Origin of the sequence: Halosegnis sp., from assembly GCF_042216475.1 — an archaeon.
Lineage (GTDB): Archaea > Halobacteriota > Halobacteria > Halobacteriales > Haloarculaceae > Halosegnis.
Genome location: NZ_JBDGTV010000003.1, coordinates 12,177 through 30,163, shown reverse-complemented (window position 1 = coordinate 30,163; position 17,987 = coordinate 12,177). Strand labels below are relative to the sequence as shown.

Sequence of the window (17,987 nt, the reverse complement as noted above, 5' to 3'; positions counted from 1 at the left end):
TGTTGTGACCCGTGTCCAGTCGAGACCGGCAGCCTAACCAGCCGGCCGTCTGAGTGGCGAGTATGCCACGACGCGCACTTATCATCGGCGGCACGCGGTTCATTGGCCGCCATACCGTCGAGGAGTTCCAGGCGGCCGACTACGACGTGACCATCTTCAACCGCGGGACTCACGAAAACCCGTTCGGCGACGACGTGGGTCACGTCGAGGGAGATCGCACCGAAGAGGGACAGCTCCGGCTGGCGGCCGAGCGGGTCGACCCGGACGTGGTCGTTGACTGTGTTGCCTACCACCCCCGGGATGTCCGCGTCGCCTGTGAGGTGTTTGCCGATGTCGACGCGTACGTGTACATCTCCTCAGGGGCCAGCTATGGCGCCGAGCACATTCCCAAACGCGAGGACGACACACCACTACACGATTGCACGGCCGAGCAGGCGACCGACGACTCTGCCGAGACGTATGGGCCGCGCAAGGCCGAGGGCGACCGTGCTGTGTTCGCAGCCGCAGAACAGGGGGTGAACGCGATGGCCGTCCGTCCGCCGGTCGTGTACGGTCCCCACGACTACACCGAGCGGTTTGACTACTGGATCGACCGGGTCGACACTCACGACCGGATTGTGGTGCCTGGCGACGGGACGAACCTCTGGCATCTCGTCTACGTCGGCGATGTCGCCTCGGCACTGCGGGTTGTCGCCGAGGAAGGCACGCCCGGCGAAGCATACAACGTCGGCGACGGCCACGCGCCGACGCTCGGCGAGTGGGTCGAACTCGTGGCGGACGCCTGTGACACCGACATCGAGCCAGTGTTCGCGAGTGCGCGCGAACTTGCAGCCGTCGACCTCGACCTCACCGACTTCCCGATTTACCGGCCAGCACTGCATCTTCTGGAGACGGCGAAGCTGCGTGCGCTCGGCTGGCGGGCGACGCCCCACCAGGAGACACTGGCCGCGACGGTGGCCGACCACCGCGCGTCCGACCGAACGGGGCGAGAGAATGGCCCCGACAGGGCGACGACGGAGCGACTGCTCGACGTGTTGGAGACAGTCTAGGTCCCGCAAACTGTTTGAGTCGCGGCGGCGACCCCGAACCATGTTCGCGAAGTCGACGTGGATCAAGCTCCCCCGGAGCGTGGTTGTGGGCCACGGCGTGCTCGACCGCGCGCCCGAGGTGGTCACCGAACTCTATCTCGACGGCCGGCCGCTGGTTGTCACCTCGCCCACGCCCGATGACATCGCGGGCGATCGGCTGCGGGCCGGCTTCCGCGAGGCCGGCTATGACCCCGCCACCACCGTTGTGGAGACGGCGGAGTTCGCGGCCGTCGAGCAGGTGGTCGCGGCTGCCAACGAGGCCGACGCCGGCTTTCTCGTGGGCCTGGGCGGCGGCAAGCCCATCGATATCGCCAAGATGGCTGCCGACGAGCTCGGGCTCGGATTCGTCTCTGTCCCGACGGCCGCGAGTCACGACGGTATCGTCTCCGGACGCGGCTCCGTTCCTGAGGGAGACACCCGGCATTCCGTGGCCGCCGACCCGCCGCTTGCGGTCGTCGCTGACACCGCCATCATCGCGGACGCTCCCTGGCGGCTCACGACCGCCGGCTGTGCGGACATCATCTCTAATTACACTGCGGTCAAAGACTGGCAACTCGCTCACCGGCTGAAGAGCGTCGAGTACAGCGAGTACGCCGGCGCACTCTCGCGGATGACCGCCGAGATGCTCGTTGGTCGTGCGGACTCTATCAAGCGGGCTCTTGAGGAGTCGGCGTGGGTAGTCACGAAGGCACTCGTCTCTTCGGGTGTGGCGATGTCCATCGCGGGCTCCTCGCGGCCTGCTTCTGGCGCGGAACATCTCATCAGCCACCAGCTCGACCGGCTGGCGCCCGATCCCGCGCTTCACGGCCACCAAGTAGGCGTCGCCAGCCTCGTCACCGAGTATCTCCACTCCGGTGACGACGGGGAATGGCGGGATGTCCGCGACGCGCTCGCCAGCATCGACGCGCCGACGACGGCCGACGCGCTCGGCATTGAGGAGACGACGTTCGTAGAGGCGATGACGACTGCCCACGAGATTCGCGACCGCTACACTATCCTCGGGGACGGCGTCAGCGAGTCGGCCGCCATCGAGGCGGCGACGGTCACCGGTGTCATCTGACTGCGTCGCTGGCCGGCGGCTGCGCCCGCCAGGCTGCTTTTTCGATCGGTCTGCCGCCTGCGGGTGTCCCGACGAACTGGAGCTGTAGCTGGTAGGTCGACGCGTCGGTTGGCTCGCAGTCGACTGAGACGATGGCTGCCGTCTCGAGCCGCTGTATCTCGACGGTCACACCGGTCCGCTCGGCGACGCGCTCACGGACCGTCTCGTCGATGGATTCGTCGATGCCCACTGTCGCCCATGGCCGACGCCACCCCTCATCCGTGTCGACAAGCAGGTGCCGGCCGCCGCCGTCGGTGACGCTCACCTCCGCGAACACGGGGCTGTTGCCGTCGCCACACACCCGGTCGAACTCCGCGGGGTCGACGCTCAACGTCGTCTGTCGGACATCGAATCCGTCGTAGATGCCCCGCAGCTGTGCGAGCCGGGCAGTCACCCGCTCGCGTGATGCCCCGAGTGTCATTGCCAGCCCTCAGCCGTGCGGGTCGGATAAGGGTGTCACATCGTTCGCGCGCACCCGGATGATGGATAACGAGTGGTTAAACGTGTTCGTCGAGGAACGAGGCGATACGCGAGTAGGCCTCGATTCGGTTCGCCCGCTTGGAGATGCCGTGGCCCTCGTCCTCGAAGATGAGCTTCTCGACGGGGACGTGCTCGCTCGCCTCCTCGGCGATCTGTTCGGCCTCGCCGACGGGTACCCGCGGGTCGTTCGCGCCGTGGAGCACGAACAGCGGCGCGCGTATCTCGTCGGCGTGGTTCAGCGGCGACACCGACTCGAGGAACTCGCGGTCCTCCTCGAGGCTGCCGTACTCCGCCTCCCGGAGCGCGCGCCGCCAGTCACCGGTGTTCTTGAGGAAGGTGACGAACGACGCGATGCCGACGATGTCCACGCCCGCCGCCCAGACGTCGGGGTACTCCGTCAGGCAGGCCAGACACATGAAGCCGCCGTAGGAGCCGCCCATCACGACGAGCCGGTCGTCGTCGACGGCGTCGTGGTCCCGGAGCCAGTCGACGCCCGCCCGGATGTCCTTCACCGAGTCCATTCGCTTCTCGACGTCGTCAAGGTGGGTGTATGCCTTGCCGTACCCCGTCGAACCGCGCACATTCGGCTCGAAGTAGCCGTACCCACAGCCGAGGAAATACTGCTTCACCGCCGAGAACGACGGACGACGCTGGCTCTCGGGGCCACCGTGAATATCGACGATGACCGGTGCGGGCCCCTCCGTGTCGGGTAGGGTGACGTAGGCGGGGATCTCGCGGTCGTCGAACGTCTCGTAGCGAATCAGCTCTGACCGACGGAACCCCTCGCGAGGGAGCCCCGCGGTGGAGGCATTCGTCCACCGCTCACGGCCGCCATCAACGCCACAGACGTGGACATTCGCGTTATCGACATCGCTCGTTGCTGTGACAGCAAACTGGTCATCGCTGGGGAAGAAGTCGACACCGCCGGCGACGCCGTCGGGCAGGTCTGGCGTCCCAATCTGCTCGAGCCCCTCGCCGGTGAGCTTGGCAGCCGTCAACTCGGTGTAGCCGTCGACGTTACGCGAGTAGACCAGCCGACCCGACTCCTCGTCGATAGTCACCCCATCGACGTTCCACTCGTCGTCGGCCTGGATTACAGTGAGGTCGCCGTCGGTCGTCAGTCGGGCAAGTGCGAGCCTATCGCGGTCCTTGTCGGTGACGAGATAGATGTTCCCGTCGGGGCCCCACTCCGCTCCGGCGAAGCGTACCGCCCCCTCGTGGGGCGTGAGGTGGGTCAGGTCACCGGTGGCGATATCGAGCGCGTAGAGATCATGGTCGAACGAGGAGTGAGCCTCGTGGACGAGCAGCGTTTCGTCATCGGGTGACCAGCCGGCCACGGAGAGCCAGCCATCGCCCTCGTGGATGAGCTGGGCTGCGTCGCCTGTCGCGTCGCGGTCCTGCACGTAGATGTCGAACACGGCCGCCTCACGTCTGTTGGAGGCGAACGCGAACCGCTCGCCCGCCGAGTCCCACCCGCCCCACCGGTGTTTCGCCTCTGGACGGCGGGTCCAGTTGGTAACATCGCCATCGGGATCGAGTCGGTAGAGCTGTGCACGCTCGTTGCCTCCCTCGTCCATCCCGAAGGCGAGCGTCTCTCCCTCAGGCGCGAACGAGCAGAAGGTGACTCGTTCGTCGAAGAAGGTGCGCTGTTCCGGCCAGCCCAGCGGCTCCTCAAGCGTCCACACCTGCGGCGTCCCCGTCGCGTCCAGCAGGAACGCGAGCGTCCCGTTGGCAGAGACGGAGGCGCCGCTCGCGCTCCGCACGTTGAGATACCGTTCGATGTCGCGCATACCGAGCGGTAGACCCCTCGCCGTATAACGGTTCCTCGTGACGGCGCCTGACTCGCCGCCTTTTTACTCTGTGGCCACCCCCGGGCCGTATGCGCGTCGCGTTCGTCGCCTTCGAGACGTCCCACCGGACCGGCCGGCAGGGATCGGCACGGACGGAGGCGCTGGCCCGGGGGCTGGCGGCCCGTGGGCACGACGTCACGGTATTCTGCAGCCAGTGGTGGTACGGTGCCGACGCCGGCGCCGTCCGAGTCGATGACGACGTCCGCTACCGACGTATCGACATCGCACCAACGCTCACTTCGTCACTCCTTCGGCTGCCCGGCCAACTGGCCCGCTACCAGCCAGACGTGGTCCATGCGACGCCCGCCCCGCCGGCCGTCCTGTTGGCCGCACGGGCCGGCGCGGCGCTCGCGCGAGCGCGACTCGTCTGTGACTGGTACGGCGACGAACCCGTCGACGGCTCGCGACTGGCCGGGCCCGCGACGCAGGTGGCTGACGCCTATCTCGTTCCATCGGAATTTGTTCGGTCACAGTTCCGTGAGCGCGGCCTCACGGCCGACCGGTTGACAGTCCTCCCGGAGTACATCGACCTCGAGTACATCCGTGGAATCGAGCCGCGGTCGGCCGGACCGGACGTCGTTGCCGGTCGCCATCTTGACGCCGACGCCAACCTCGAGTCGCTATTTCTCGGGCTGGCTGAGCAGCGTGACCGCGAATGGACAGCCGCGGTCGTCGGTGACGGGCCCGCGCGGGCAACGTTCGAGCAGGCGGCCGCGGACCTTCGCATCGACGACCGAGTCCGATTCGTCGGTGACATTTCCCGCGCCGAGCGAATCGCACTCTACCGCGGGGCCCATGCGTTCGTTCACACGGCTCGCCGAGAGTCGTTCGCGGTCGAATTGTTGTGGGCACTGGCGTGCGGCTGTGTGGGGATCGTCGAGTACCAGCAGGCGTCGGCAGCCCACGAACTCGTCGAGCGGCGCGACCGGGGCTTTCGTGTCACATCCTCTGAGGCTATCGCCGACGCGCTGTCAGAGGCGCGGGCCCTTCCACATCTCACCGTCGATGACGACCTCACCCCGTTCGACCGCGAGCAGGTGCTCGCGGAGTTAGTTTCAGTCTACCGATAAGCAAGGCGAGTGGCTCGGGGCGTGACCCCGAGGCGGTTCACCACTTCTCGTACGGGAGATACTTCCCCTCGTACGTGATGCGCACCCGGTCGCCATCGGGGTCGGGCACTCGGTCGACGTGACATTCAAAATCGATAGCCGACATGATGCCGTCGCCGAACTCCTCGTGGAGACACGCTTTGATAGCGTCGCCGTACACCTGTGGAATCTCGTAGAGCCGGTAGAGCATTGGGTCGGAGGGGACCGTCAGTTCGTCGCTCCCCTTATATGGTGGTCGCTGGAGCGCGTCGATCACCGCCTCGTCGGCGATATCAAGCGTCTCGCAGAGCGCCCGCGCCTCCGATTCATCGCCACTCACCGCTCCTAACAGCAGCGCGGCCGTCCACACCTCGCCGCGTCCGACAGCCTCCGCAAGCGCCGCGAAGCTCGTCTCGGTTTCGGCTTTCGCCGCCCGGAGCCGCTCAGTCGCAGCCTCGCGCTCAAGCATATATGAGGTTCCATATCCGGGCGGAGAACTTCGGCGCCGAACCTGTTCGGGGACCGGCCTATCCGCCGGTTGCCCCTATCCTTCGGTATGAGCGAACGCGTTGTCGTGCTTGGCGCTGGGGCTGGGGGGACGATGGTCGCTAACCGGCTTGACTGCGAACTTGGCGGGCTGGGTGAGGTGGTTGTCGTCGACGCGGAGCCGACTCACCGCTACCAGCCGGCCTGTTATCTCGCCCCCTTCGACTGTCTATCGCTCGACGAGCACGCCCGCGATGTCCGCGAGTACCTCCGCGCTGACGTCCAATTCCTGGAGGCGACAGTGACCGGCATCACACCCGCTGATCAAACGGTCCAGCTGTCGGTTGGCTCGCTCGGCTACGACCGATTGGTGGTCGCGCTCGGCCACGAGCTCTACGCTACACCCGGTCGCGAGCAGCCTCACGTGTACCCGTTCTACCGGGCTGCGGCAGCCCGTGCGCTCGACCGCACGCTCGACAGGCTCGTCGCACACCACGGCGACGGCGACCCCAACCGGGTCCCGACGCCCGCTCGCGATGCGGTAGCGACCGATGGGGGTGCGGCCGCAGCGTCGCTCCCAACGGCCAACGCCGCCGACCCGCTGCGCGTGGTCGTCACGGAGCCAGACACGCCCGTTTCGTGTGGCGGCGCCCCTGCGAAGGTGGCACTGCTCGCGGAGGATTACCTCTCCGACCACAGCGTCCCCTGCTCGGTGACGGTCGCCGGTCCGGACGAGCGGCCATTCGGCGACGACCACAAGGAGCGGTACGACCGCCGGCTGGCGGATATCTTCGCTGAACGGGGCGTCGACTACGTTCCTAACTTTGTGCCGAGTGAGGTGCGCAATGGTGCCGTCGTGGGCGCTAATGGCCGCCGGCTCCCATACGACCTCTATTTGCCAGTCTCGCCACAGCGGTGTCCTCGCGTGCTCACGGACCGATCGCCGCTGACCGAGGACGGCTACGTCGCGGTGGATGCGGCGACGCTCCGCCATCGCGAGCACGACCATGTGTATGGCATAGGCGACTGTACCGACCTGCCGACATCGAAGACGGCTGCGGCTGCGCGCAAGCAGGCGGCCGCGCTCGCTGACAACCTCACTGCCGACGTGACGGGTCGCGCCTACGAGGCGACATACGACGGATTCGCCGCCTGCCCGCTGCTCACCGAGCGAGGGAAAGCGATGCTGGCAGCCTATAACTACGACGGCGCCATGACGCCGGCCGTCGAGTCACGGCTCGGCTGGCTGGCCGATGTCGAACTCATCCCGCGGCTCTACTGGGGCGTGTGGCTACGGGGCTACTTACTCGGGGCCTGAACCAGCAGTGTCCGGGTCGTCGGCCGCCTCCGCGACGCGGACGGCCGCGACGGTGGCTGCCACGTCGTGGACCCGCAACACGTCCGCACCTCGGGCAGCCGCGACCGCACTGCCCGCAATCGTCGCCTCGTAGCGGTCGCCATCCTCGTAGCCAACCAGTCCGAACAGTGACTTGTGGGAGTGGCCGACCAGCACGGGACAGCCGAGTGCGCGAAACTCGTCGAGCCGGCCGAGCATCTCGAAGCTCTCGCGGGCGGTCTTCCCGAACCCGATACCTGGGTCTACGATAATCTGCGAGCGGTCGAGGCCCGCTTTCTCTGCCAGCAGCACCCGCTCGGTCAGTTCGTCGATGGTATCCTCGACGACATCGTCGTACTCGGGTTCGTTCGACGGATCGACGGGCGTGTCGATTGAGTGCATCACCACCACCGGCACGTCGTGTTCGGCGGCGACGAGCCGCATCTCGGGGTCTTCGAGTCCGGAGACATCGTTGAGAATGTCCGCGCCTGCCTCCAGTGCTGCCCGTGCGACCGCTGCTTTCCGCGTGTCGACGGACACGAGCGCGCCAACGTCATGGACCGCTTCGATGACCGGCCGGACACGGTCGATTTCCTCCTCGATAGGGACAGGGTCGGCGCCAGGCCGGGTCGACTCCCCACCGACGTCGACGATATCAGCACCCTCGGCAACCAGCTCCTTCGCGCGGGCCACCGCCGCCTCCCGGTTGTCGTACTCACCACCGTCGTGGAAACTGTCCGGCGTCACGTTCAGAATCCCCATGACAGCGGTGCCCTTCTCCCATGGGTAGCTGCCGTCTGCCGGTTCCGTGCGGATGTCGAGCCGCCGGCGAATCCGCTCGCGCACCTGCTCGAGCCCGTACGGCTGGCCCTCCAGTTTGTCGAGCAGGCGGTTGAACTGCGCGAGCGTCCCCATGAGTACGACATCGATCGGCTCGTGGTCCTGACTCGCCAACCCAGACGTCGCACACTCGCCGCCCAGCGACAGCATCTCTTCTTTGAGATAGCTCGCCTGTCGGGGCCGGACCCGCGCCTTCAGTACACGGTGAACTCCTTTGCCACGCATCCGCCAGATGCCCGCCTCGGTGACGTTTGCGTCCGCGAGCGTCGCCTCAGCGGTCTGGAGATTCGGTACCCGCTTGGGGATGTCGGTGGCGCTCCAGCGCTCACGCGCCTCTGCCACGACATACAGCGAGCCGCAGACGACCACCGCGTCATCGGAATCAGCGGCCGCAAGCGCCCGCTCGACCGCGTCGGGAACGTTCCCCTCTATCTCAACCGGGTCCGGGAACGCCTCGGCGAGCACCTCCGGTCGTTCGGCCCGCTCGGCATCTGGCCGACAGGTGTACACCGTGGCCTCGGGGAGGGCGGCCGCCATCCCTTTGTGGTCCTTGTCGGTCATCGCGCCGAAGACCAGATGGAGGTCGTCGTATTCGAACTCGGTGAGAGTCTCCGCGAGGCCGGCACAGCCGCCGGGGTTGTGTGCCCCGTCGAGCACGACCAGGGGCTCTGTCCCCATCAGTTCGAACCGGCCCGGCCAGTGGGCGTTTCGCAACCCTCGTGCGATATCTGCGGTCGTCAGGTCGACGTCGAGCGCGTCGCTCACCTGCCGGGCGAGGACGGCGGCGACGCCGGCGTTGTCCGCTTGGTGGGCGCCCAACAGCGGTAGGAACGTATCGACTCGCCACTCTTTGCCCGCGAGCGTAACCGCTCCCTCGAGCCCGTCGCGGTCCTCGTAGCTCGCAGTCACGTCGGCGTCCATGCCCCCAACGGTCACCACCTCGCCGGCCGTTGCAGCGACGGCCGCGAGCGCCTCTCCCGTCGCGGCGGTGACCAGCGGCCGGTCGGTCGCCACCTGCGCCAGATCACGCGCGATGTCGGTGACGGTATCTCCAAGCAGATCGGTGTGTTCGAGGCTGACGCTCGTGACGGCGCTCGCAACGGGATTGACGGCGCTGGTGGCATCATACCGCCCGCCAATCCCCACCTCAAGGACAGCCACGTCGACCGTCTGCCGGTCGAACTCCCACAGCGCCATCGCGGTGAGCGTCTCAAAGAAGGTGGGCGACTCGCCGGCGCCGCCCCGCTCGGTGACGTACGGCTGGACTGTTTCGGCGAACTCTGCGACGGCCGCCTTGGGCATCTTCCGGCCATCGACCCGGACCCGCTCGCGGACGTCCTGCAGATGCGGCGAGGTGTACAGGCCGACATCGAGGCCGGCCTCGCGGAGCACCCGCTCGAGCAGTCGTGCGGTCGACCCTTTCCCGTTCGAGCCAGCCACCTGCACGATGGCGTACTCGCGGTCGGGTGATCCAAGCGAATCGAGGAGCGCGCGCGTGCGGTCGACCCCGGTGCGCGGTGAGTGGCGCCGAAGGTCGAACAGCCACGACGCCGCCTCGTGGTACTGCATACGGTCTGTCGCCCCGGCGCGCGCTTAGGCGTGTCGGAGCCGGCTTTCCCACGTCAGTCAGAATCGCCGGGACAGCCCCAGCCGGCGGGCCAGGCCGCGTTCGACGACCCACTCCGCCAGTGCGCGGAATCGGTCGGCGTTGAGGTCGCCGCTGGCCCGCTTGACCAAGCGTGCCACCAGCCAGACGCCGAGCGCGAGCCCGACAAGCCCGAGCACGGCCAGCGCGACGAGATACGGGAGCGCCGCTGCTGCTAGCGCGAATAGGGTTGTCCCGCCGCGCAGCACCGCCAGCAGTTCAAGTGTCCCCGCGACGGCAACGCCAGCACCCAGCAGGACGACGAGTACGACGCCGCCGAGCAGTGCCCAGAGTCGTCTGTCGCGTCGCATATCGATATCACGCGCCGCGAGCGTAGAAAGGCTACTGGCCAGCCCGACGACTAATCGTGCCGGAACGTCCGGCTGCCGGTGAAGGCCATCGCCATGTCGTGGTCGTCGGCGGCCGCGATGACATCCTCGTCGTTGACGCTGCCCCCCGGCTGGATGACGGCGCGCACGCCTGCCTCGGCGGCCTCCTCGATACCGTCCGGGAACGGGAAGAAGGCGTCCGAGGCCATCACCGCGCCCTCGGCAGACTTTCCTTCGGCGTGTTCGTCGGCTTTCATCGCTGCCAGCCGGACGGCGTCGACCCGAGACACCTGGCCCATCCCAACACCGACGGTCTCCGTTCCGTCTGCGAAGAGGATTGCGTTCGATTTCACGTGTTTGAGCACGCGCCACGCGAACAGCATCGTCTCGAATTCTTCGTCGGTCGGTGCCCGCTCTGTCACCACCTCCAGGTCTGCGCGGTCGGGGGCCCAGAGGTCACGCTCCTGGACCAGCCGGCCGCCGACAAGCGGCTTCTCCGTCAGCCGCTCGATGCTGTCGTCCGTGCCCGCCCCGCGGAAGCCGGCCTCGCCGACCGCCAGCACACGAAGGTTCTCCTCGTCGGTGAGCACGTCCAGTGCTGCATCTGTGTAGTCGGGCGCGACGACCACCTCTTTGAACGATTCGACGACCCGCTCCGCGGTCGCGGCGTCACAGTCACGGTTGAGCGCGACGATACCGCCAAACGCACTCATCGGGTCGGTCGCAAGCGCATCCGCATAGGCGTCTGCGAGCGTGGCAGCCGTTGCACAGCCCGCGGGGTTGGTATGCTTGATGACCGCCGCCGCCGGCTCCGCGAATTCCTTAACCAAATCGAGGGCCGCGTCGGCATCATTGTAGTTGTTGTACGAGAGGTCCTTCGCGCCGGGATTCAGTTGGGGCGCCGTGACGACGTTTGCCTCTGTACAGCCGCGGTCGGCGTAGAGGGCGGCGTCCTGGTGTGGATTCTCGCCGTATCGGAGGTCCGCGGCGAACTCTTCGGCGGTGACCCGACGGGCAGGGAACTCGCCACCATCGTCGCCCTCGACGGTCACCTCGCCATCTGTGACGGTGACGCGGTCGGCGGCAAACCACCGCACTGCACGCGGATACGCTTTGAACTCCCCCTCGTGGAGCACACGCTCCTTGAGCGAGGCCGCGTCGTCGTCTTCAAAGACGGGGATGGGCTCTTGGGTGACGATAGGGCCGCCGTCGACCGTCTCATCGACGACGTGGACCGTGCAGCCGGTGACGCTCACACCCGCCTCAAGTACCTGCTCGTGGGCGTCAGTTCCGGGGAAGGCCGGCAGCAGCGACGGGTGAACGTTCAGCGCCGTCGGCACCGCATCGAGGAAGTCGCCGGTTAGCACGCGCATATAGCCGTCGAGCAACAGCAGGTCGAACTCGTAGCCGTCGAGTGCCTCAAGCACCCGTTCTTCGTGGGCCTCGCGGCTCTCGCCGTCCGCGCGGACGGCCACCTCGGTGGGAATAGCGCGCTCGGCAGCACCCGATAGCACGGGCGCGCCCTCCTGGTTCGACAGCACGACCGCGAACTCGGCGGCGTCGACCGTATCGGCGATGTGGAGGAGGTTTCGCCCGCGGTTCGACGCCAGTCCGGCAACTCGCATATACGGAAGCCGGCCCGGCCAGCGCAAAGTAGTTGCGGTCCGCCCCCGGTGGCTGTGCGCGTTCGTGGGTAGATACGGGCCGATAGCTCGCCCGTGGCCCGGCGACTATACACGCCCGTGTGCTTTCGGACCGACATACCTTTGCCGCCCGTGGCGGGAACAGGGGTATGGACCGCTCTGCGCTGGAGGCCGTCTCGCCGCTTGACGGCCGGTATGCCCGCTACACGGCGCCGCTCGTCGAGTACGCCAGCGAGGCCGCCCTCATCCGCGCTCGCGTCCGCGTCGAGACGGAGTATCTGCTCGCGCTCGCAGACCTCGCGGCAACGCCCGACCTCGATTCCGCAACTCGGGACCGGCTCCGTGAGCGTGTGGAGTCGTTCGACGCTGACGATGCTGCGACAATCAAACAGATCGAGACAGACGGCTGGAAGGGGTACGACGCCACCAATCACGATGTGAAGGCCGTCGAGTACTTCGTGCGCGAGGCTGTTCCGGAGTCGGCTCGCCCGCTTGTCCACTTCGGGCTCACCAGCGAAGATGTGAACAACCTCGCCCAGCGACTGCTCCTCGGTGGGGCCGTCGCAGACGTGCTCGTTCCCCGGCTGCGCGACCTGCGAGACACGCTCACTGAGATGGCCCGTACCCACCGCGACGTGGCGATGCTCGCGCGCACCCATGGCCAGCCGGCCACCCCAACGACGTTCGGCAAGGAGATGGCTGTCTACGCCGCCCGGCTCGGCCGTGCGCTGGGAGCCCTCGAGCGGGCGCACGAGGGGCTTGCCGGGAAGCTCGCCGGCGCATCCGGTACGTACGCCGCCCACACCGCCGCCTACCCCGATGTCGACTGGCGGGCGTTCTCGCGGACGTTCGTTGCCTCGCTCGGCCTAAACCACCAGCCGCTCTCCACACAGGTGAACCCGTGTGACGACCTCCAGACGCTGTTCGACGCCGTCCGCAATGCCAATAACGTCCTTCTCGATTTGGACCGGGATATCTGGCTGTATGTCTCACAGCGCTATCTCGGCCAAGAGACGACCGCTGGCGAGACGGGTTCCTCGACGATGCCGCACAAGGTGAATCCAATCGACTTCGAGAACAGCGAGGGGAACCTCTCGAAGGCGAACTCGGATTTGGTGTTCCTCGGCGAGTACGTCACCACCTCCCGGCTCCAGCGTGATCTTTCGGACTCGACGGTGAAGCGGAACATCGGCTCGGCGCTGGCTCACGCGCTTATCGGCTACGAGAAGACTGCCGCTGGGCTCGCGAAGGTAACCCCGAACGAGCAGGTGATGCGCGAGGATCTCGCCGCGAACCCGGAGGTCATCGGCGAGGCCGTCCAGACCATCCTGCGGCGCGAGGGCCACGAGGACGCCTACGAGCGAGTGAAGGCGCTTACGCGCGGCCAGCGCGTGACGCTCGCGGACTTCCGTGAGCTATTCGACGACCTCGAGGTGGACGAGTCGGTGCGTGAGGAGCTACACGCGCTGACGCCCGCTAGCTACACGGGCATCGCGAGTGAGCTGGTCGACGACCTGTGAGCACCGGCGCCAGGTGTCCCGCCCGCCCGGTGCGAACTGGCCACTCCTGACCGCCAGCAGCAACCCAGTGATGGCCACGACCAGCCTGGCGTGAGGGTGACGCGCCAATCGCTCGCGGCGGCGACCCCGAACGCCGTGATACGGCGACCCCCCGGGACGTACCAGTCTCCGGTGGTCGCCACGGCGTCCTCCCACTACAGGAGGAACCGCTCCTGTTCGGCGCTCATATCGACGAAAGAGTCGGCGGCATCGATGAGCTCCTCGGCAGTCGACCCCTCGAAGCCGAACACTTCGACGCGGACGCCCTGGTGGCGGAGATGCGAGCAGAGCCGCGAAAAATCACCATCGCCCGAGCAGAGCGCTACCACGTCGACGTGTTCGCCGAGTGTCACTGCGTCGAGCGAGATGCCCACGTCCCAGTCGGCCTTCTTCGAGCCGTCGGCGAACGTCTTGATATCCTTGATTTTCGTCTCGAAGCCGATATCCTCGATGGCTTCGAAGAAGTCCTCTTCGTTGGGAGAGTCTGCCCGGATGACATACGCAATTGCCCGCACGAGTTCACGATCGCGGACGGCGTTGTTCAGCAGGGCCGTGTAGTCGATGTTGCGAGAGAAGCGGCTGTGCGCGGAGTGATAGAGGTTCTGCGAGTCGGCCAGCACGGCGACCCGCTGGCTCCCGTGGAGCGGCGGCATACTAGCGCTCTCTCGGCCGCCGGGGAAAGGGTATCGCTCGCCGGCTACCGGACGGAGTCGAGAATCAGTTTCTGCTCAACGCGCTTGACCTCGTGTTGGACATCCCGTACAGCATCGATGTTCGCGGAGATGGAGGTAGCGCCCTCGTTGACGAGGAACTGGACCATCTCCGGCTTGGAGCCAGCCTGCCCACAGATGCTCGTGGCGACATCGTGCTCGCGGCACGTCTCGATGACGTCGCCGATAAGCGACAACACCGCGGGATGGAGTTCGTCGAATCGGTCGGCGACATGCTCGTTGTTGCGGTCAACCGCCAGCGTGTACTGGGTGAGGTCGTTCGTCCCGAAGGAGGCGAAGTCGATGCCCGCCTCGCACATCGACTCGACGGTGAGCGCGGAAGCGGGCGTCTCGATCATCACACCCCAGTCGCGAACCTCGGGGTCGATACCAGCCTCCGCCATCAGGTCACGCGCTTGCCGGACGTCTTCGGCATCGTTCACCAGCGGGAACATCACCTCGACGTTGTCGTATCCCAGCTCGAACAGCCGGCGGAACGCTTCCAGTTCGTGCGCGAACACGTCCGGCCGATCGAGCGAGCGGCGGATACCGCGGTAGCCGAGCATCGGGTTGTGCTCGTGTGGCTCGTCGCTTCCACCCTCCAGTTGGCGGAACTCATCGGTCGGCGCGTCGAGCGTACGGACGCGGACCGGCCGCGGGTAGAACTCGTCGGCAACGCCGCGGACCCCATCGACCAGCTGGTCGACGTACGCCTCCTCGCCGTGGTCGGCGATGTATCGTTCGGGGGTCTTGTTCGTCGAGAGAATCATGTGCTCCATGCGGAGCAGCCCGACCCCGTCGGCGCCCGTCTGGGCCGCGCGGTGGGCTGCCTCCGGAATGGAGACGTTCACCTTCACTTCTGTCGCTGTCATCGGCTTGACGGGGTTCTGCGGGCGGACATCTTCGTGGTCGTCGCCCTCCTCGTCGGCCTCTTCGACGCCAGCGACGACGGTCCCCTTGTCGCCATCGATGGTGACAGGCTGGTCGTCGGCCAGCGTCTCCGTCGCGGTGCCTGCGCCGACGACGGCCGGCACGCCCAGCTCCCGTGAGACAATGGCTGCGTGGGAGGTCATCCCGCCCTCGTCGGTGACAATCCCCGACGCGCGCTTCATCGCAGGTACCATATCTGGAGTCGTCATCTCCGTGACGATGATGTCCCCCTCGCTAACCTTGTCCAGTTGGTCGAGCTTCCGGACAATGCGGACTGGGCCGGCGGCGATGCCTGGCGAGGCGCCGAGCCCATCGACGAGTACGTCGCCGTCACCGCCGTCGGAGGCAGCCGTCGCGGCCGCCGACTCCGCGATGGTAGTAATGGGCCGCGACTGGAGCATGTATACCTCGCCATCGACAATCGCCCATTCGACATCCTGTGGCTCTTCGTAGTGGTCCTCTGCGCGCCGACCGAGTTCGACCAGCCGGCCGATCTCCGTGTCGTCGAGCACTGGGGCGGTGCGGCGCTCATCGGGCACCTCTCGCTCGATGGTTTCGCCCGTCTCGGCGTCCTTCTCCATCATGAGCTTCTTGTCGGCGACCGTCCGCTCGAGCGTCTCGCCCGTTTCGCGGTCGACGACGTAGTTATCCGGCGAGACGGAGCCGGAGACGACCGCTTCGCCGAGTCCCCACGCCGCCTCGATGATGATTTTCGGCTCGCCGGTCGATGGGTGGGACGTGAACATGACGCCAGATTTCTCGGCGTCGACCATCCGCTGGACGACCACCGCGATATCGACGCGCCGGTGGTCGAATCCCTGTTCGCCGCGGTAGTAGATGGCTCGCTGGGTGAACAGCGACGCCCAGCACTCTTTCACGCGCTGAACGAGGTCGTCTCCCTGCACGTTGAGGAACGTCTCCTGCTGCCCGGCGAAAGAGGCGTCCGGCAGGTCCTCCGCGGTGGCCGACGATCGGACGGCGACGAACGCGTCACCGTCGTCGAGGTTGGCGTACGCGTCGACGATGTCGCTGCGCATCTCCTCGGGCATCTCCGTCCCGAGAATCAGCTCCTCGGCCCGCTGTTCTGCCTCTGCCAGCGCCGCCGAGTCGTCGGGATCGACATCGACTGCCTCGAACAGCTCCTCGGCGATGCCGGTATCCTCGATGAACGTCCGGTAGCTCCGGGCCGTGACGACGAACCCCGGCGGGACGGGGAGGCCGGCGCCGGTCATCTCGCCCAGCGATGCCCCCTTGCCACCGACGAGTCCGAGGTCGTCCGACCCGATCTCATCCAGCCAGAGCACCGGACGCTCCGAACGCTGTGTCATTAGCGACAGCTTCCATCGGGGGCGTCTTAGGTGGTTCGAATGTTGGAACGCGTACGTCTCGAGGGTACTCGGCTCCGAGTGAGAATCAACAGTGTTACGCCTCGAGTATCTCTTCGCCGTCGTCCGCGGGTACCCGCACGGTCCCATCAAGCGCCACCGCTGCCGTCCCACCGACACGGATCTCTCCGTCGGTCATCGCCCGGCTCGCCTCCACGTGCACCAGTCCTGGTCGGTCCAGGAAGTGGCCCTGCTCGAACCGCATCTCTGCGGGCGTCGGGTCAAACGCGCCGAACCGGTCGAGATAGGCACCACACGCACCCGATGCGGTCCCTGTCACGGGATCTTCGGGAACGCCCGCACCGGGCGCAAACATCCGCGCGTGCAACGTCGACTCCGATCCGAGGGTGTCGAAGGTGAACGCGTACACGCCTGTACAGTCGAACTCGGCCGCGAGGTCGACCACCGCGTCGCCGTCGGTGTCTATTCCACTCAGGTCAGAGAGATACTCGACGGGGACCATCAGGAACGGTAACCCGGTGCTCGCCCGCGCCAGCGGCAGGTCCGCGCCCAGCCCCGACAGCCCCGTCTCCTCGATGCCAAGCGCCTCGGCGACCCGGTCGTAGCCGACATCGACTTCGCGCACCTCTGGGGGATTTTGGCGCATCCACACCGTCTCACCGTCCACCTCGATATCGAGGGTCCCGACGTTCGTCGCCAGCGTGTGTGTCCCCTCGGCGAGTCCTTCGGTCGCCAGCAGCGCATGACTCGCGATGGTGGCGTGGCCACACAGGTCGACCTCCTGTGTGGGGGTGAAGTAGCGTATCCGGCGGTCGGCCGTCTCGTCGGGGCGGAGGAAGGCTGTCTCGGAGGCGTTCAGCTCCCGGGCAATCGCCTGCATCTGGGCGTCGGTCAGGCCGGCTGCCTCGGGGACGACCCCGGCGGCGTTGCCCGCGAGCGGGTCGGCAGTGAACGCGTCGACGAGGAGTGCGCGGCGTTCGTCCATACCCGGCTCACGGCGACCGGGGCCGAAAGCGTGTCGCCGCCGTCAGTACGGCCAGCAGTCGCGGTGGACCTGTTCGCCGGCCTCCCCAAGCACCGGCCCACGGACGGGGACGTCGCGGCGGCCACGCTCGAACAGTGTCGCGGAGGGGACGACGAAGTCTCCGCCTGTGAGCTCGCCCGCCCGTTCGGCCGACACCGAGTAGACGACACCGCCGAGTTCGGCGATGTAGATACCGCCGGTACACATCGCACACGGCTCCGTACTCGTGTACAGCACCGTCTCATGGCGCGTCGCCGCGTCAAACTCGTGTGCGGCCCGCTGTGCGAGCGTTAACTCCGGATGGCGGCGGATGTCGTCGGCCGTGTTGACGGCGTTCCGTTCCTCCATCAGTATCTCCCCGTCCTCGGCGTGGACGAGCAGCGAGCCGAACGGTTCGTCGCCCCGGTCGCCGGCTTCGCGGGCCAGTGTCAGTGCCCGTTCCATGTACTGCTCGTGGTTGAGGGCGTCGATGGACGTGGTCACGGCCGAGCGTGGGGCGCCGCCGGCAAAACGTCCCGGGTCGACTGACATGCT

The 17,987-nt window shown here is 67.0% G+C and carries 15 protein-coding genes; 5 read left to right on the top strand and 10 right to left on the bottom strand.

Features of this window, described 5'->3' with window-relative positions:
* Window positions 1-62 precede the first annotated feature (62 nt).
* Window positions 63-1,049 carry an NAD-dependent epimerase/dehydratase family protein gene (locus tag ABEJ63_RS01005; protein ID WP_375794475.1) on the top strand — a complete coding sequence of 329 codons (987 nt, stop codon included), beginning with the start codon at window positions 63-65 and terminating at the stop codon, window positions 1,047-1,049.
* Between the two features lie 40 nt (window positions 1,050-1,089).
* Window positions 1,090-2,148, top strand: coding sequence for an NAD(P)-dependent glycerol-1-phosphate dehydrogenase (locus tag ABEJ63_RS01000; RefSeq protein WP_375794474.1), 1,059 nt, complete (start codon window positions 1,090-1,092; stop codon window positions 2,146-2,148).
* Here the strand turns inward: ABEJ63_RS01000 and ABEJ63_RS00995 are convergent.
* Window positions 2,141-2,608 (bottom strand): hypothetical protein, encoded by a 468-nt coding sequence (locus tag ABEJ63_RS00995; protein ID WP_375794473.1) that lies wholly within the window; start codon window positions 2,606-2,608, stop codon window positions 2,141-2,143. The two genes, ABEJ63_RS01000 and ABEJ63_RS00995, sit on opposite strands and share 8 nt — an antisense overlap.
* Window positions 2,609-2,684: 76 nt before the next feature.
* Window positions 2,685-4,457: a S9 family peptidase gene (locus ABEJ63_RS00990; protein ID WP_375794472.1), complete on the bottom strand. Its 1,773-nt coding sequence runs from the start codon at window positions 4,455-4,457 to the stop codon at window positions 2,685-2,687.
* 89 nt (window positions 4,458-4,546) lie between these two features.
* Between ABEJ63_RS00990 and ABEJ63_RS00985 the strand changes: the two genes are divergently transcribed.
* Entirely contained in the window at window positions 4,547-5,587 is a 1,041-nt protein-coding gene (locus ABEJ63_RS00985) for a glycosyltransferase family 4 protein (protein WP_375794471.1), read from the top strand.
* A gap of 37 nt (window positions 5,588-5,624) precedes the next feature.
* On the opposite strand, the gene cynS is transcribed toward ABEJ63_RS00985, so the two are convergent.
* Window positions 5,625-6,074 (bottom strand): cyanase, encoded by a 450-nt coding sequence (gene cynS / locus ABEJ63_RS00980; RefSeq protein WP_375794470.1) that lies wholly within the window; start codon window positions 6,072-6,074, stop codon window positions 5,625-5,627.
* 87 nt (window positions 6,075-6,161) lie between these two features.
* On the opposite strand from cynS, the gene ABEJ63_RS00975 reads away from it, so the two are divergent.
* Window positions 6,162-7,409, top strand: coding sequence for an NAD(P)/FAD-dependent oxidoreductase (locus ABEJ63_RS00975; protein WP_375794469.1), 1,248 nt, complete (start codon window positions 6,162-6,164; stop codon window positions 7,407-7,409).
* On the opposite strand, the gene folP is transcribed toward ABEJ63_RS00975, so the two are convergent.
* Genes folP through purH form a run of 3 tightly spaced genes read right to left on the bottom strand, consistent with a single transcriptional unit; the run spans window position 7,395 to window position 11,866 of the window.
* On the bottom strand, window positions 7,395-9,836 hold the full coding sequence (folP, locus tag ABEJ63_RS00970) for a dihydropteroate synthase (RefSeq protein ID WP_375794468.1): 2,442 nt from the start codon (window positions 9,834-9,836) through the stop codon (window positions 7,395-7,397). The two genes, ABEJ63_RS00975 and folP, sit on opposite strands and share 15 nt — an antisense overlap.
* 57 nt (window positions 9,837-9,893) lie before the next feature.
* Window positions 9,894-10,223, bottom strand: a complete 330-nt coding sequence (locus ABEJ63_RS00965) for a hypothetical protein (RefSeq protein ID WP_375794467.1) — start codon at window positions 10,221-10,223, stop codon at window positions 9,894-9,896.
* Between the two features lie 50 nt (window positions 10,224-10,273).
* Window positions 10,274-11,866: a bifunctional phosphoribosylaminoimidazolecarboxamide formyltransferase/IMP cyclohydrolase gene (purH, locus tag ABEJ63_RS00960; protein ID WP_375794466.1), complete on the bottom strand. Its 1,593-nt coding sequence runs from the start codon at window positions 11,864-11,866 to the stop codon at window positions 10,274-10,276.
* A 167-nt stretch (window positions 11,867-12,033) separates the two neighbouring features.
* Here purH and purB point away from each other — a divergent pair, with 167 nt between their 5' ends.
* A complete protein-coding gene (purB, locus tag ABEJ63_RS00955) occupies window positions 12,034-13,404 on the top strand; it encodes an adenylosuccinate lyase (RefSeq protein ID WP_375794465.1) in 1,371 nt (456 codons plus the stop codon).
* Window positions 13,405-13,598: 194 nt separating this feature from the next.
* Here the strand turns inward: purB and ABEJ63_RS00950 are convergent, their stop codons facing one another.
* The 4 genes from ABEJ63_RS00950 to ABEJ63_RS00935 form a co-directional block, all read right to left on the bottom strand.
* Window positions 13,599-14,096 (bottom strand): NYN domain-containing protein, encoded by a 498-nt coding sequence (locus ABEJ63_RS00950; RefSeq protein WP_375794464.1) that lies wholly within the window; start codon window positions 14,094-14,096, stop codon window positions 13,599-13,601.
* Between the two features lie 44 nt (window positions 14,097-14,140).
* Window positions 14,141-16,411: a phosphoenolpyruvate synthase gene (gene ppsA, locus ABEJ63_RS00945; protein WP_375794463.1), complete on the bottom strand. Its 2,271-nt coding sequence runs from the start codon at window positions 16,409-16,411 to the stop codon at window positions 14,141-14,143.
* Window positions 16,412-16,505: 94 nt separating this feature from the next.
* The gene (locus ABEJ63_RS00940; protein ID WP_375794462.1) at window positions 16,506-17,414 is read right to left on the bottom strand and encodes a PhzF family phenazine biosynthesis protein; all 909 of its coding nucleotides are present in this window, start codon (window positions 17,412-17,414) and stop codon (window positions 16,506-16,508) included.
* A gap of 42 nt (window positions 17,415-17,456) precedes the next feature.
* Entirely contained in the window at window positions 17,457-17,936 is a 480-nt protein-coding gene (locus tag ABEJ63_RS00935; protein ID WP_375794461.1) for a nucleoside deaminase, read from the bottom strand.
* Window positions 17,937-17,987: the final 51 nt, after the last annotated feature.